Origin of the sequence: Pseudomonas sp. W2Aug9, from assembly GCF_023127755.1 — a bacterium.
In the GTDB taxonomy this organism is placed as follows: Bacteria; Pseudomonadota; Gammaproteobacteria; order Pseudomonadales; family Pseudomonadaceae; genus Aquipseudomonas; species Aquipseudomonas synxantha_A.
The window spans coordinates 233-15,483 of record NZ_SPKL01000026.1 but is presented as its reverse complement, the minus strand read 5'-3'; the positions used below and the strand labels follow the sequence as shown (position 1 = coordinate 15,483).

Below are 15,251 nucleotides of genomic sequence, written 5' to 3'. Positions count from 1 at the left end.
CATTGCTACCGTCCTGCGAAATATCTTGCAACATCTCGCCAAGGACTCCCCCCGCAATGAGTGACGAGCACAACGACCGCCCTACCCCCGACTCCGCCCCCAAAACGCCGGTCGACACCAGCCGTCGGCGCTTCCTCGGCGGTGCGGCGGTGTTGGGGGTAGGCGCGACTTTGAGTGCCTGCGGCCATACCAGCGAAGCGCCGAGCACACCGGTAGCCAGGCCGCTCACGCCCCAGGAACTGGACAAGGCCTTGAGCGACCAGGTTAAAACCGTGGTGGTGATCTACGCCGAGAACCGCAGCTTCAACAACCTGTTTGCCGATTTCCCCGGGCTTGAAAAACCACTGTCAGCGTTATCCGCCACTGACACCCGGCAGCGTGACCGCGACGGTAGTGTGCTGGCCAGCCTGCCGCCCACATGGGGCGGTGTGTTGCAAGTCGGCCCGCAAACGGTGGACGGGGTGACCTACCCCAGCGGTGTGCAATTCCAGGAAAACCTTTCCAACGCACCGTTTGCCCTCAAGGGCCCGAACGCCGAAGACCTGCCATTGAGCTTGGTAACCCGCGACCTGTGGCATGTGTTCTATCAAAACCAGATGCAGATCAACGGCGGCAAGAACGACGGTTTTGTCGCCTGGGGCGATGCCGGGGGCCTGGTGATGGGCCATTACGCCCAAAGTCGTTATTCTCTGCGCCTGTGGGACGTTGCCAGGGAGTTTGTGCTCTGCGATAACTTTTTCCAGGGCGCATTTGGCGGCTCGTTTCTTAACCACCACTACCTGATCAGCGCCACGGCGCCGGTTTATCCCAATGCCGCGCAATCGGTGGCCAAGGCGCAGATCGCCACGCTGCAAAGTGATGACCCCACCGACACGCGCCTCAAGCCGCTGGACGCGTCCCCGGCCAGCGCCATGACCGGCCCGCCGCAGTTCGGCCCCAGCGCGCTGACCCCGGACGGTTACGCCGTAAACACCCTGGCCCCGCCGTATTGGCCCACCTGGATTCGCGACCCGCAAAACCCGGATTACTCAAAGCCTGACCTGCCCAATGTGCTGGTGCCGCAAACCCACGAGCACATTGGCGACAAGCTGTCGAAAAAGAACGTTGACTGGGCCTGGTATGCCGGCGCGTGGCAGGCCACTCTGGAGCAGTTCAAGGATTCGGGCGGGATCCCCAAGATCCCGAACTTCCAGTACCACCATCAGCCGTTCAACTACTTCAAGCAGCAAGGTCCGCAAAACCGTGCGGAACGTGATAAACGCCTGCGCGACGGCGGCTTGGGGGATGAATCAAGCACGAACAAGTTCTTCGCAGATGCCCAGGCCGGCAAGCTGCCGGCCGTGAGTTTCTACAAACCCCAGGGCAACCTGAACATGCACGCCGGTTATGCCGATGTGGCCTCGGGCGACCGCCATATCGCCCGCGCCCTGAAAGTGCTGCAAGAGAGCCCGCAGTGGAAAAACATGGTGGTGGTGGTCACCGTCGATGAAAACGGCGGTTGGTGGGACCATGTCGCGCCGCCCAAGGGTGACCGCTGGGGCCCGGGCACGCGGGTGCCGGCCCTGGTGGTGTCGCCGTTTGCGCGCAAAGGCACGGTTGACCACACGGTGTACGACACTGCATCGATCCTGCGTTTGATCACCCGAGTGTTCCAATTGGAGACTCTGGACGGCCTCAAGCAGCGTGACGACGCGATGATCGCCCGCGGCCAGAAGCCCATGGGCGACCTGACCAACGCTTTGCAATTTCACCCGTAGAGGCTTATCCAATAACGACATGCCTGGCGATTTAACACGCGATTTTCCCGGTCAGCCGCTACTGTGTGCAGGTGGGCTTTTATCCCGCGCAGACGGGCGTCGCTGACAAGGAACCAACTATGTTTAAAACGACCAGGCTGTCCTTCACCCTCGCCGCACTGCTGGTGAGTGCGGTCGTACAGGCCGACATCGAGGTGCCTCTGGGCAGTACGCAGCGCGTCACCCAGTTATTCGCATTTCCCAATAACTGCAACGTGATCTGCTTTCGGCCATGGACGCTGGAGCAGACCGCTGAGCACTACTTGAACCAGAGCCTGCAGCGTGACGGCTACAGCCGCGCCAGGGTCAGTGTGAAAACCCACGATGGCCAGGTCTGGGCGAATTTCAGCGGCGTACCGGACACCTACGGCCAATCCTTGACCACCTTGCTCAGTACCGCCGACCTCGCTTATCAGGGTGCCAGCCGGCTCAACAGCGATGGCAAGTGGGCTTATAACTGGTACCTGTTCCTGCCGCTGGGCATGGCCCTGGAGAACCGCAAGAGCATCGAACTGCTGCACTTTCCTCCGGACTACTCGCTCACCCAGGCCCAGGACTACCTGGAGTCGGCCACCACTGACCGCTGGGCGGCCTTGCTTACCGACAACGGCATCCCGGCCAGCGAGACACCGGCTTACCAGACCATCATCGATATCGCGCCCATCGCCGCACCGTCCAACGCAGGCAAGGATCTCGAGAGCGTCTACAGCTACTTCACCGACTACCAGACCCGCATGGTCAAGGAACTGAGCCTGCACGCCAACGGCTCGCTGCCGATGGTGGCGTTCGGCGCGCCGGTGCGCAGTTGGCTCAAGCAACAATACGGTCAGAACGTCGGCGTGCTGGAGCTGACCCAGATCAGCCCGACACCAGGCACGAGCGTGTCAGTGCTGGGCGCCAACCACCCCAGCTACATCTGGTACGCGGCGGACCCGGCAAGCTATGACGGCGATGAACAAAAGGCCGACGAGGCCGGATTGAAAGTAATGGGGCAGGATTTAAGCGCGGCCTGCTGGCAAGCGGGCATGGGCCAGAAACCCGCCAGCGATGCGAATGTGTTGCTCAAAGCCTGCTTGAATACCTGGCAGGTCACACGCAAGGAGCAGACCTGTGAGCTGTTCTTCACCTCGGTGCGCAACCTGACCCCGGAGCAGGCCAATACCAAGTGCGCCACACCGCCTATCAAGGCGCAATTGAAGCAGCTGAAAAACGCCGCGCCGCCCCCCACTGTTACCTCTCCCGCGCTTTAACGCGAACCCGCGGTTTCTACTGTCAGATCTGACAGTAGAAACCGGCTTCAACTTCGGCGAGTCTTGGCTTGCGCCCACTTGCTGCAAGACTGGCAGTCAGAACACCCCAGATCCATGCAGCCCAATTCAGGAGAGTGATGAAGACTCAAGCCATGGATAAGGCTAAAACGGCAGTGAATGACTGCCTCTACCCCTTTGAGACGCTGCAGGTGGAACAGGGTTACCCCTCGACCGCACAATTCAAGGTCGTGCGATACCCTAATGGCAAGCGGGGTGGCATCAAGGCTCGCATCGACTTTGACAGTCGAGTACGCATCGCTCTGGTTTCAGGCTACGCAGTCAGCGAGCGCCGGGCGCATACGCTGCAACTGTCGCCGCGTATTCACTTGTACGATAGATGGTTCTGCGGCCTGATACGGCACTCCTGCAAGCCGAACGTGCTCCTGGACACCACGTACATGGAACTATGGACCCTGAACACCATTACCGCAGGCAGCCTGCTGACCCTGGATTACGCCATTACTGAAGACGCGCTTTACCGGCAGTTCGCTTGCCATTGCGGCGAGCTGAACTGCCGGGGCTGGATCACCGGCAGCAAAGAGCCGTTGAACGCCCAAGGCCTGGCCTGGTGGCGCGAAAACAAAAGGTCCTAGGCTTCGCCCAACGGACGCAGGCGGTACTGCGGCGGCAGTTGCTCGAAGCCACTGATGGTGGTGTTCAAGCTCTTCCAGCGACCGTCCTTGATGCCGTAGATGCAGCCATGGATCGACAGGCTCTGCCCACGATGCCAGGCATTTTGCACAATGCTGGTGTGACCGACATTGGCCACCTGCTGGATCACATTGAGTTCACACATGCGGTCAACGCGTTCTTCTTCAGTTGGCAGTTGAGCCAACAGTTCGCGGTTCTCGTAGTAGAGATCACGAATAGTGCGCAGCCAGCCGTCGATCAGGCCGAACTGGCGGTCCTGCATCGACGCACGCACGCCGCCGCAACCATAGTGCCCCGTGACGAGGATGTGTTTGACCTTGAGCACGTCCACCGCGTACTGAATCACCGACAGGCAATTGAGGTCGGTGTGCAGCACCACGTTAGCCACGTTGCGGTGCACGAACAGATCACCGGGCAACATGCCGACGATCTCATTGGCCGGCACCCGCGCGTCGGAGCAACCGATCCACAGGTATTCCGGGGTTTGCTGGCGGGCGAGCTTGGCGAAGAATTCGGGATCTTCCTGTTTGATCGCATCCGCCCAGCGTTCGTTGTTATCAAGCAGGTCTTGTAGTTCGTTCATCAGGGAAAGCCTCAGGAATGATGCGCAGTTTTGTGACTGACAACCCCTCGTCCGGGTCACGCCTGGCGCAAATTAGCTTGAATCTTTGGGGCTCAGCGCCTGTCCACACACTATAAGCCCCACAGTATGAGGATTGGCCATGACTGAATCACGACGTCCCTACGGCGCAACCCAGCCGGAACCGATCGACGACAACGAAGACCGCATGGGTTCGATGCGCGAGCTGGATTTTGACGAAGAGGACCAGACAGCGGAAATCGGCGATGAAATCCCGCGTGGCGAGCGCGAGCAGCTGATGCCCGACGAACGTGTACGAGAGGCCGGGATGACCGGGGCCTCGACCGCTGATCATGAATCAACCGATGATGATATGAGCCCGGAAACGCTGATTCACGAGGACGGTGCCAGAGATGCTCGGGAGGAAGGAGAAGACAGCCCGGCGGACTACGATCTGAGTGTTGTTGGTGAAGAGGATATTGGTGGCGGAAATGGCCTGGATGAGGCCGAACTGGCCGATCTGGACCCGCTCAACGCCAAACGCTGACACAACGCAGCTCAAAATGTGGAAGGGGGCTTGCTCCCTCCCACATTGGTTCCGGTATTTAGTCGACGAGGGTGCAGGCCATGACGACCGCGTCTTCGCGACCACCCACAGCAGGGTAGTAATCCCGGCGTCGGCCAATCTCATTGAAGCCATAGCGCTCATATAACCGAAAAGCCCCGGTATTGCTGTCCCGCACTTCCAGGAAGCATTCCCGCGCGTTGGCCGCGTAGGCACGGGACATCAGGTGTTCCAGCAGCGCCAAACCCAATCCGCGCCCCTGGTTTTCCGGTTTAACGGTGATGTTCAGCAAGTGCGCTTCATCGAGAATGATCTGCACCACCCCATGGCCCACCTGCTGCTCACCTTCGAACATCAGCCAGATTTGATACTTGCCCAGCCCGTCGAGAAAGATCCCTCGCGTCCAGGGATGGCTGAACGCCGCGTATTCGATTTTCAGCACCGCGTCGAGGTCGGCCTCGGTCATCGGGCGGAAGGATAAAGCCTCACTCATCAGTTGTTTTCCAGCGCGCCATCAGCCGGCGCATGGCTTGCCAGACATCAGCCTTACGCTGTGGCTCTTCCATTAATAATTCCAGACCCGGCAGGGCCCATACCGAACCCAGGCTGTCGACCTGCAGTTCGCGGTACCAGGCCTCGGCATTGGCTTCACCGGCAAACCGCACGGCAGGCAAGCCGATCAGCCACAGGCACACGCAGGGTTCGTCTTCCAGACGCGCCGAGACAAAGCCCTGGACAAAATCCCGCGCAGCTTCCGGGCCCTGGTCCATGGTGCCGCGTACCAGCAGCGGCCAGCGTACAGGCTCACCGATGATTTGCGGGCTGTCGGGCAGGCCGGCGGCGCGCAGCATGTCCTTGAGCAGCAGGTAGGCCGGGTCGCGGGACTGGAAGCGCTCGCCGGTGGGCAGCTCCACCAGCAACAGGCAACGCCCGGCCCGCAGCAATTGCAGGGCAAAGCGGGGCGGCGGCACTACCGGAGCCTTGACCACCGGCGCGGCCTCCTCCACCACCTTGGCAGCCTTGGTCACCGGCGCAGGGCGTGGCACTTCGATCTTTGCCCGTTCGACCGCCGGGCGTGTTTCGACTGGGGGCTTGACCACCGCCACGGGCGCGGCAGCCTCTTCCCCCGACGACTCGAACGCCTCATAGGGCTCAAGCGCCTGCAACAACTCGGGCCGCGACGGCGCGGCAAACGGCAGTTCGGTGCGGGGCAGCCAGTTGACCACCTGCATGGCGGTCAAGTAAGCGCGACGTCGGGACTCGATAAGCACAGCTCGGCCACTTGTGGATAAGTAAAGAGCGGGGATTCTACCGCTGTTCGGCAACAATCGCCCACTGCGCACTGACCGGCTGTGGATAAATCCCGCGCCTGATGCAGTACAATCGCGACTTTTAATCGCCAACCAGCCGGCCATTCCCATGATCGAACCCAAGCGCGTCCTGCGCGCCCTCGCCGAACACTGGGCCTTACTTGAGCCTCTGTGCGAACACTTCGACCAAGGCACCCTGAGCCTGAGCGAGCTGCGCGCACAATTGGCCGCCCAACAACTGGACAGCACGCCCCAGGACATTACCAGCCTGCTGGACGTGTGGATTCGCCTGGATATCCTGGTACCTGTCGCCAAGAGCCCGAACCGTTTCGAGCTCAACGCGCAGATCCACGACTTCCTCGCTTATCTTCGCAAGGAGCACCGGCTTGGCCTGTGCCTGGAAATCGAAGCCTACCTGCGCCACCTTGAGCGCCTGGCCGGTTATATCCAGGACGCCTTCGACATCCGCGACGGCCATGACCTGGCCCGGCAACTGCGCTTGCTGGATATGCGCGTGCGCGACGTGCTGAAAAAACTTGCCAACGACGAACAGGCCCTCGCCGCCGTGGCCGATCGCGCCAAGACCAGCGACCGCCAGATCCCGTTGCGCCAGCGCTACGCCGAGGTGTTGGCAACCTGGGACGAATACGTCGAGCCGATGATTCAGTTGGTGAACGCTGACGGCGCCTTCGAGCAAGGCGTGCGCAAGGTGGAAAACGTGCTGCTGCGCATGCTCACCGAGCAACAGCGTCTTGGCCACCTGGTGGACGACGACATGCTGCTGCGCACTCACGCGCGCATCCTCGAAATGCAGACCAGCGCCCAGTTGACCTTGCGCCATGCGCGCGAGCTGCTGTTGCCGCTGCGCGAAGAAGCACGCCGGCATAACGCAGTGACTCGCGGCGCTGCGCTAGCCTTGTCGGCGATTCGCCGTAAAGGCCTGGACGCGGTGCCGCAAGCGGCGATGCCGATGTTCACCCGACCGCAAAGCACCTTCCTGGGCAGCGCCAGCCAGGTCGAGGCTTATGTGTATGCCCTGGCCAATTTCGAGCCGAAACCGGCGCGATTCCCCAAGGCGCACAAATCCCACAAGGGCGAAGCCCCGCGCGCGCCGCGTACGGTCAAGGAAATGCTCGAGCGCTGCGAAGACGCCCTGCCGATGCCGGACCTGATGACCTGGCTGCTGGAACAGGAGCCCGACGGCGCCACCGACGAATTGCTGTACTGGTTTTCACGCCTGTCCCGGGAAAAACGCTTCAAGCGCGAGCGCCTGGAACGTCGCGATTACCACACCCACGAGCATCAGGTCAGCCTGCGCTCCTTCGCCCTGCTCCCGGCCGGCGTTGACGCCACCGAGAATTCTGCGAGCACCCCTTATGCATCTTGATCTATCCGAACTGTCCCAGCTGGCGCCGATTTTTCGCGAGCTGTTCAAGGGTTACCACGTCAGCCGCCGCGACCCGGAGCTGTACGCGCAGCTGTCGAACTTCCAGGACCAGTACCGCACGCTGTTCAAGGCCTTGGGCTTTGAGCTGGTATGCGATACCCGCGGTTTCTACTACTTTGTCCCGGACACCGCCGTGGCTGCCGCGCAGGTCAACAAGACCGCCCAGCGCCTGGCCTTGTTTACCTTCATTCTCGTCGAGCACCTAGCCGACCAGGGCCGCGACCCGGTTGCCGTGCTCGACGGCGGCAGCCTGGGGCGCGACGAATTGCCTTCGTTGCTGGAGAAGTACCGCGACCTGTTTATCCAGGCCGAAGTGCAGACCCAGGAAGAGCTCGAAGAAAAAATCATGCGTCGCATGACCCAACTCGGTTTTGCCAGCGAAGACAACGGTATCTACCGCTTCCTGCCACCAATGCACCGTTTCCTCGACGTGTGCCTGTCGGTGCAACAGGACCGCGACCTCGCCGCCAGCGTGCACAGCGTATTGCCGCTGCCGGTGCCAGTGATCATCGACGAAGACAGCGATGAAAAACTGCTGAAGACCGATGACCCGCTGGACCTTAGCGCCTTTGATGAGGAAAGCGAAGAAGACGCCCTGGCCCGAGCCATTGCCGAAGAACAGGAAACCGACGTATGAGTAAGGAACGTTACGGCATCCGCCGCTTCGCCCTATTGAACACCGCCGGTTACAGCCTGGGCTTGTTCCCGCTGGAAGAGCCGCTGTCGGTGTATGGCGCGAACAACCTGGGTAAATCCGCATCCATCAACGCCTTGCAGTTCCCGATCCTGGCGCGCATGTCGGACATGAGTTTCGGCAAGTACACGCTGGAACAATCGCGGCGCTTCTACTTTGCCACCGATACCAGCTACATCCTGGTAGAAGTCTCCCTGCCCCACGGCCCGCACGTCATCGGCGTGGTCGGACGCGGGCCGGGCGGCGGTTTCGGTCACCAGTTCTTTGCCTATGCGGGCAAGCTGGACCTGGCTCACTACCAGAAAAACGACACCTGTCTGCGTCAGAAAGAGCTGTTTACCAACCTTGAGCGCGAGGGCCTCAAAGCCTACGAACTCAAGCCTGATGAACTGCGGCGCTTGCTGGTGGGCGGCCATACGTCGATCCCGCTGGACCTGACCCTGATCCCGCTGCGCTCCACCAGCGAACAGAGCTTGAAGACGTTCCGTGCGTTGTTTATCAACCTGCTGCACATGCGCGAAATCACCGCGGCCAAGCTCAAGCAACTGTTCCTCGACGCGTTCGAACACAGCTTGCGTTCAGGCAGTGTCGACTACATCGCTGCGTGCGAAGAAGCCTTCCGTGATGTGCGACGCATGGAGCAGGACTACAACTCGCTAGTGGCTGCCGGGCCGTTGGTCGAGGCGTTGGCCAATGGCGTGAAACAACGCGACGCCTTGCGCGGCAAACTGCATCGCCTGTCACCGCTGCTGGATTCGTTGCTGGGCACCTGGTCGGACTACGCCAGTGCGCGCAAGGAAGAGCTGACCATCCAGGCCGAGCACTACCGCAACGAGCAGGACGCGCTGCAGAACGACCAGCGTGGCGGTACTCAGGAACTGATGCGTCTGGAGCGGGAGATCAGCGGTATCCAGCGTTGGCTGGGCGAGCTGTCGGTACTCAAGCATCGCTTTGCCCTGGTGGATGACGTCAAGGTGCTGGAGCAACAGTTGCTCGCCGCCAAGGACGCCCACGATGAACTGGCGGGCGCATTGGCGCAGTCGCGACAGTTCAGCGCCGAGGACCTGGACGAGCGTCTGCGCGACCTGGAAAAGCGCTTGAAGTCGGTCAGGCAGCAACTCGATCACGCCGACAACAACAGCTATGCCAAGCTGCGCGAGGAGTTCTCGCAACAGGATGTCGAACGTCTGATGCGCCTGTTCAACAGCTCGTTGTTCAGCCTGCCTCTGGGTGAGCACGGCATCACGCTGGATGAGGACGGCCAGTGGGTCAAATCCCTGGAGCAGATTCTCGATGGCTTCAAAGGCGAGCGCTTTGAAGTGCCGGGGCTGTCCATCGACATCTCGCACATCGAGCCGCCTGCGTTGCAGGCCCTGGCCGACCGCGCCGCATTGCGCGACCAGAAGGAGCGCCTGGAAAAAGAACTCAAGCAACTCAAAACCCAGCAGGCCGTAGCTTCCGACCGCGCGGCGAGCAAGACCCAGACCGAAGCGCTGTATCAGCAGGTGCTGGATGCTCAGAAGGCATTGGAAGATTTCCGCCGCACCCAGACCCTAAGTGCAGAAGAAGGCGAGAAGCTGGAAAACCTGGCGCAAATGGAAGCCGCCCAGGATGAGCTGAAGCGCTCCAGCGATGCCTTTACCGAGCGCGTCCAGCAATTATCGGCCAAGCTGCAACTGGTCGGCCGCCAGATCGGCGATATGGAAGCCAAGCAACGCACGCTGGATGATGCGTTGCGTCGTCGTCAGCTGTTGCCGGCGGACCTGCCGTTCGGCACGCCGTTCATGGACCCGGTCGACGACTCCATGGACAACTTGCTGCCACTGCTCAATGACTACCAGGATAGCTGGCAGGGCTTGCTGCGCGCCGACGGCCAGATCGAAGCCCTGTACGCTCAGGTGCGCCTCAAGGGTGTGGCCAAGTTCGACAGCGAAGATGACATGGAGCGTCGCCTGCAGCTGCTGATCAACGCTTACGCGCACCGCACCGATGAGGCGTTGACGCTGGGGAAGGCACGCCGAGCAGCGGTGACCGATATTGCCCGTACCCTGCGCAATATCCGTAGCGACTACGACAGCCTTGAACACCAGTTGGCGTTATTCAACCGCGAGATCAACAAACGCCAGGTCTCCAACCTGCAGAGTTTTCGCATCGTGCTGGCGCCGAACAAGGAAGCCCTCAAGCATATCGACCAGATCATCCACAGTGCTGGCCAGTATGAAGAAGGCGAAACGCTGTCGGTGTTCGACCTCAGCCAGAGCGCCGAGCAGGACAACAAGAACGAAGAGGCCAAGGAATACCTGGCGCGCCTCGTTGCGGCCAACCATAACCAGCTGGGCCTCAAGGACTTGTTCGAACTGGCGTTCGAGATCACCAAGGTGCACGGTCAGCCGGTGATTCATACCGACATCGATGGCGCCGCGTCCAACGGCACCACCATGACCATCAAGGCGCTGACCAACATGTACTTGTTGTTGCACTTGATGGACCGTGACCAGGCCGGCCGTGTGCGTTTGCCGTATTACCTCGATGAGGCTGCAGACATTGATGAGAAGAACCAGGCTGCCTTGCTGGAAACCAGCTTGCAACTGGGCTTCGTGCCGATCCTGGCCAGTGTGAAGCCGCAGGTCTCCGCCCAGGTGGCGATCGACCTGGAAGGCGGCAGCGGGCCGAACGGAATCTACATTGATGAGGCGGACTGGAAATACATCCGTCGCCATGATGTGGTGAAGGCGACGATGAATGTGCAAGCCGATGAGCCGGAGCTGGATGAGGTCTGACGCGTTGCGCTGACATGCAAAAAGGCCGCGATCTTTTGGATCGCGGCCTTTTTTTCGGCTTGGGATTTGCGGTGTGTTTGTGGGCCTCATCGCGGGCAAGCCCGGCTCCCACAGTTGGAATGCATACTTGCTGAAAATGCATATCCCTGTGGGAGCCGGGCTTGCTCGCGAAGGCCGCGCATCGGTTTATTTACCGAGTGGAATCTTGGGCGCCCAGGTCAGCCACTCATCTTCAAACTTATCGAACAACGGGAAGGTCTGCTGTGGCCGTGCCGGGTTGCCCATGCGTTCGCCATCCGGCGTGGCAAAGGCGATACCGCCGGCCACCAAGGTCTCCAGGGACTCGGTGCGCACCGTCGCGCCCTTGAACAGGCCGAAGTCGAGACCGAAGCCGCTGGTGTTCCAGAAGCGACTGCCACTGCGTACCAGGGGTGCGTACTTGGGCTCGATCAGGATATGCACCAACACACGGTCGGCGGTCTGGCCCAGTTCATAGCCGGTGACCTTGCCCACGGTGACTTCACGGTAAGTGACCGGCACGCCTTCTTTGAGCGAACCACGGCGAGCGGCGCTGAGTGTCAGGCTCAGACCTTGCTCCTGATGGACAGCCTCCGGCGGCTGATCCAGTGCAACAAAGTTTTTTTGCGGCCCGGCATTTTTCACCGCAGGCTGCACCTCGATGTATTGCCCGGTGACCAGGGTTTCAAGATTGGAGGTCTTCATCAGGCCCAGCTCCGGCTTGACCACCCAGAACTGGCTGCCTGCGCGGGCGATACGATCAGCCACCTGAGTAATACGGGCGCGCAGCAATACGGACTGCATGTCGGCGCTGAGGTCGACGCTCTCGACCTTGCCAACATCGAGGCCTTTGAAGCGTACGGCTGTACCGGGGCGCAGGCCGTCGGCACGATCGACCTTGATCGTCACCAGGGTGCCATGCTGATTCGCGGCGTCACGGTCGGCGAACAAACGGAAGCGCGGGATACGGTGCTTCAGGGGAACGTTGGGCTCCGGTGTTTCGAAGGCGATACCGCCGGCCATCAGGCTGGCCAGGGATTCGCTTTTGACCTGGATGCCACCGGTGAGCCCACCAGTGAGAGTGACACCGCTGGCGTTCCAGAAACGTGTCGAGCCGTTGACCAGGCCTTCATACTCTTTCTCGATATGAACGCCGATCACGAGTTGCTTCTTCTTGCGTGAAAACTGGTAGCTCTGCACCGAACCCACCTTGACCTGTTTGTACAGAATCGGGCTGCCGACATCCAGCGAGCCCAGATTGTCGGTGAGCAGCACCATGTGCAGGCCGGGGGAGCGCAGGTCTAACGGCGGCGCCTTGGCGCGGGCCACATACTCACGTTGTGGCGGGGTGCCTTTGTCACCCGGGCGGATCGCGATGTAGTTACCTTTGACCAGTGCTTCCAGGCCGGTGATGCCTGCCAGGGAGATGGACGGCTTGACCACCCAGAATTGCGTGTCCTGGACCAGGTAGTCTTCGGCCAAAGGATCAAGGGTCAACTCGGCGCTGGCGCTGGACAGGTCCGGGTCGATCTTCAGGGTTTTCAGGCTACCAACCTGGATGCCTTTGTACATGACCGGGGTACGCCCGGCCTGGAGGCCTTCGAAATCGGTGAGTTTGACCTTGACCTTGATGCCGGCTGCGGCGGCATCGAAGTCCTCGTACAGGCGAAAAGGCAGGCTCGGGTCGGTGGGTGGGCTGTCTTGGCGATTCTCAGGCGTGGCGAAGGCGATACCACCGGCCACAATGCTGGAAAGCGATTCGCTGCGCACCTTCACCCCGGAGAGGTTGGCGTCGATACTGATGCCGCTGGCGTTCCAGAAACGCGTGTGCTTGCGCACCAGGCTGGCGTAGGTCGGCTCGATATAAACCTTGATCTCAACGATGCTCTGGTCTTCGGACAACAGATAGCTTTTGACCTGGCCGACCTGAATCTGCTTGTAGAACACCGGACTGCCACGGTTCAGCGAGCCCAGGCGGTCGGCCTTGAGCGTCAGGTGCAGGCCCGGCTTGGCGTCGGATAACGGTGGTTCTTCAGAGAGCGCCTTGAACTTGCGCGTGGGCTCACCATCGCCCGGGCTGGCGGCGATGTAGTTACCCGAAACCAGGGTCTCCAGGCCAGTGATGCCGGCGAGGCTGACGCTGGGCTTGACCAACCAGAAGCGGGTGTTGGTCTTGAGATATTGTTCGACGTCCTTGTTCATCTCGATGGTGGCGATCACCCCGCGATTGCTGCCTTCGTCATCCAGGGCCAGGGTCTTGACCTTGCCGACGGTCATGCCTTTGTAGACCACTTCAGTCTTGTTGACTTGAATACCCTCGCCGCTCTCAAAGCGAACCTGAATCTCAAGACCTTGCTGGGAGTAGGCGCGCCACCCCAGCCAGCCACCGATGATCAGGGCAATCAGGGGCAACACCCAAATAGCCGACCAATTGGAGGCCGGGCGGGTTTTAGCTTTAGGCAAATCACTCATGGTCGTCGTCCGACTCCGTGTTATCCCAAATCAGTCGGGGATCGAAAGTTACTGCGGCAAGCATCGTCAAGATCACCACACTGGCGAACGCTGCAGCGCCGAGATTGGCCTCGACACTGGCAAGTCGCCCAAAGTTAACGACCGCCACCAGGATAGCGATCACGAAGATATCCAGCATGGACCAACGGCCAATGAATTCGATAAAGCGGTACATCACAATGCGTTGTTGCGCGGACAGCGGTTGGTGACGCTGCACCGAGAACAGCAACAGGCCGATGCCTACCAACTTGAATGTCGGCACCAGAATACTGGCGATGAACACCACGGCGGCGATAGGAAACATGCCGTGCTGCACCAGCTGGATCACACCCGCCATGATGGTACTCGGGTCGCCTTGGCCGAGGGAGTTGACGGTCATGATGGGCAACAGGTTGGCGGGGATATACAAGATTGCTGCGGTGATCAGCAATGCCCAGGTACGGGTGAGGCTATTGGGGCGACGCGCATGGATCAACGCGCCGCAACGGGTACAGAGTTGCTCGTCGGTATCCGCTTCTTGCTTGTTCAATTCATGGCATTCGGTACAAATCAGAATGCCTGCATCAATCGCCCGCATGGTCATCCTCTCCTGACAGTGCTTGCCAGATCTGATGGGGTGACATCACCACCTCAAGCAGAACTTGAACCATTAATAAACTGACGAAGCAGACCAGACCCAGGCCGATCGTGATGGAGGCCATGTCGGCGAGCTTTACGATTGCCACCAGTACGCCCATCAAGTAGACCTCCAGCATCCCCCAATCCTTCATATGGTGGTAGATGCGGTACAACAACAGCCCGTAACTGCGACCGATGTTCCAGCGGATGCTGAGCAACACTGCCAATTGGCAGAGCAGCTTTAGCAAGGGGATCCCCATGCTGCACAAGAACACAACGGCAGCAACGCCTTGCATACCGGTATCGAATAAGCCAACAACGCCGCTCCATACGGTGTCCTCCGAGGACTGCCCGAGTAGATTGAGCTGCATGATGGGCAAAAAGTTCGCCGGGATGTAAAGCAGCAGGGCCGCAAGTACTAAAGCAAGGCTCCGCTCGACCACATTGTGGCGGTGAGCATACAACTCGTAGCCACAGCGTGGGCACTGGGCTTTTTCGCCAGGGGCGAGCGCTGGCTTGCGCATCAGCAAATCGCACTCATGGCATGCCACCAGGTCGTCCAGTGGTAAATCCGACACCTCAACGGCATCAACCGGATCGGGCATAGATAGGGCTCTGACTCTAAAATAGTTAGGTGGCTATTCTAGTGCTCTGGCTCGGAAATAACTGTGCAATTTTGTCGGGCGATTGAGGGATGCCAGCCGTGCGCGGATAGAGTGGACACTTTTCGACCGCCCAAAACAAAACCCCTGTCTGCGTTAGCAAACAGGGGTTCTGGAATTTAATCTTGACGATGACCTACTCTCACATGGGGAAACCCCACACTACCATCGGCGATGCATCGTTTCACTGCTGAGTTCGGGATGGGATCAGGTGGTTCCAATGCTCTATGGTCGTCAAGAAATTCGGGTACTGAGTCGTGACCAGTTGGTCTCGCTTCAGCAAATTGGGTATGTGACAGCTTTCGGTGT

General features: G+C 60.2%; 13 protein-coding genes and 1 rRNA gene. 7 read left to right on the top strand and 7 right to left on the bottom strand.

Annotation, left to right across the window (positions count from 1 at the left end; translation table 11 throughout):
* Positions 1–56: 56 nt before the first annotated feature.
* The 3 genes from acpA to E3O56_RS16220 all read left to right on the top strand — a co-directional run bounded on the left by acpA (position 57) and on the right by E3O56_RS16220 (position 3,699).
* Complete coding sequence (gene acpA, locus E3O56_RS16230; protein WP_032878048.1) at positions 57–1,757, top strand: acid phosphatase; 1,701 nt, start codon at positions 57–59, stop codon at positions 1,755–1,757.
* Positions 1,758–1,876: 119 nt separating this feature from the next.
* Positions 1,877–3,046 (top strand): hypothetical protein, encoded by a 1,170-nt coding sequence (locus E3O56_RS16225; protein WP_103734686.1) that lies wholly within the window; start codon positions 1,877–1,879, stop codon positions 3,044–3,046.
* Positions 3,047–3,183: 137 nt separating this feature from the next.
* Positions 3,184–3,699, top strand: coding sequence for a hypothetical protein (locus tag E3O56_RS16220; protein ID WP_032878050.1), 516 nt, complete (start codon positions 3,184–3,186; stop codon positions 3,697–3,699).
* Here E3O56_RS16220 and can read toward each other — a convergent pair.
* Entirely contained in the window at positions 3,696–4,340 is a 645-nt protein-coding gene (gene can / locus E3O56_RS16215; RefSeq protein ID WP_005784518.1) for a carbonate dehydratase, read from the bottom strand. The genes E3O56_RS16220 and can overlap by 4 nt on opposite strands.
* 139 nt (positions 4,341–4,479) lie before the next feature.
* On the opposite strand from can, the gene E3O56_RS16210 reads away from it, so the two are divergent.
* Entirely contained in the window at positions 4,480–4,884 is a 405-nt protein-coding gene (locus E3O56_RS16210; protein WP_248128554.1) for a serine kinase/phosphatase, read from the top strand.
* 58 nt (positions 4,885–4,942) lie between these two features.
* On the opposite strand, the gene rimI is transcribed toward E3O56_RS16210, so the two are convergent.
* Together rimI and E3O56_RS16200 are read right to left on the bottom strand one after the other, a co-directional pair.
* On the bottom strand, positions 4,943–5,395 hold the full coding sequence (gene rimI / locus E3O56_RS16205; RefSeq protein WP_003188286.1) for a ribosomal protein S18-alanine N-acetyltransferase: 453 nt from the start codon (positions 5,393–5,395) through the stop codon (positions 4,943–4,945).
* Complete coding sequence (locus tag E3O56_RS16200) at positions 5,388–6,134, bottom strand: hypothetical protein (RefSeq protein WP_056845582.1); 747 nt, start codon at positions 6,132–6,134, stop codon at positions 5,388–5,390. The genes rimI and E3O56_RS16200 overlap by 8 nt, the downstream gene beginning before the upstream one ends.
* Before the next feature lie 187 nt (positions 6,135–6,321).
* Between E3O56_RS16200 and mksB the strand changes: the two genes are divergently transcribed.
* From mksB to mksF, 3 genes are read left to right on the top strand one after another with little or no spacing between them, the layout of a single operon-like run.
* Positions 6,322–7,599, top strand: a complete 1,278-nt coding sequence (gene mksB, locus E3O56_RS16195; RefSeq protein WP_005784507.1) for an Mks condensin complex protein MksB — start codon at positions 6,322–6,324, stop codon at positions 7,597–7,599.
* Complete coding sequence (mksE, locus tag E3O56_RS16190) at positions 7,589–8,296, top strand: Mks condensin complex protein MksE (RefSeq protein WP_032878054.1); 708 nt, start codon at positions 7,589–7,591, stop codon at positions 8,294–8,296. The genes mksB and mksE overlap by 11 nt, the downstream gene beginning before the upstream one ends.
* The gene (gene mksF, locus E3O56_RS16185) at positions 8,293–11,133 is read left to right on the top strand and encodes an Mks condensin complex protein MksF (RefSeq protein WP_005784503.1); all 2,841 of its coding nucleotides are present in this window, start codon (positions 8,293–8,295) and stop codon (positions 11,131–11,133) included. Before mksE ends, mksF begins: the two co-directional genes overlap by 4 nt.
* A gap of 186 nt (positions 11,134–11,319) precedes the next feature.
* Here mksF and E3O56_RS16180 read toward each other — a convergent pair whose 3' ends face one another.
* The 4 genes from E3O56_RS16180 to rrf all read right to left on the bottom strand — a co-directional run bounded on the left by E3O56_RS16180 (position 11,320) and on the right by rrf (position 15,181).
* Positions 11,320–13,623, bottom strand: coding sequence for an MlaD family protein (locus E3O56_RS16180; protein WP_103734689.1), 2,304 nt, complete (start codon positions 13,621–13,623; stop codon positions 11,320–11,322).
* A complete protein-coding gene (locus E3O56_RS16175; protein WP_032878056.1) occupies positions 13,616–14,239 on the bottom strand; it encodes a paraquat-inducible protein A in 624 nt (207 codons plus the stop codon). The genes E3O56_RS16180 and E3O56_RS16175 overlap by 8 nt, the downstream gene beginning before the upstream one ends.
* A complete protein-coding gene (locus tag E3O56_RS16170; protein WP_032878058.1) occupies positions 14,226–14,885 on the bottom strand; it encodes a paraquat-inducible protein A in 660 nt (219 codons plus the stop codon). Before E3O56_RS16170 ends, E3O56_RS16175 begins: the two co-directional genes overlap by 14 nt.
* Positions 14,886–15,065: 180 nt before the next feature.
* Positions 15,066–15,181, bottom strand: a 5S ribosomal RNA gene (gene rrf, locus E3O56_RS16165).
* Between the last annotated feature and the right edge of the window lie 70 nt (positions 15,182–15,251).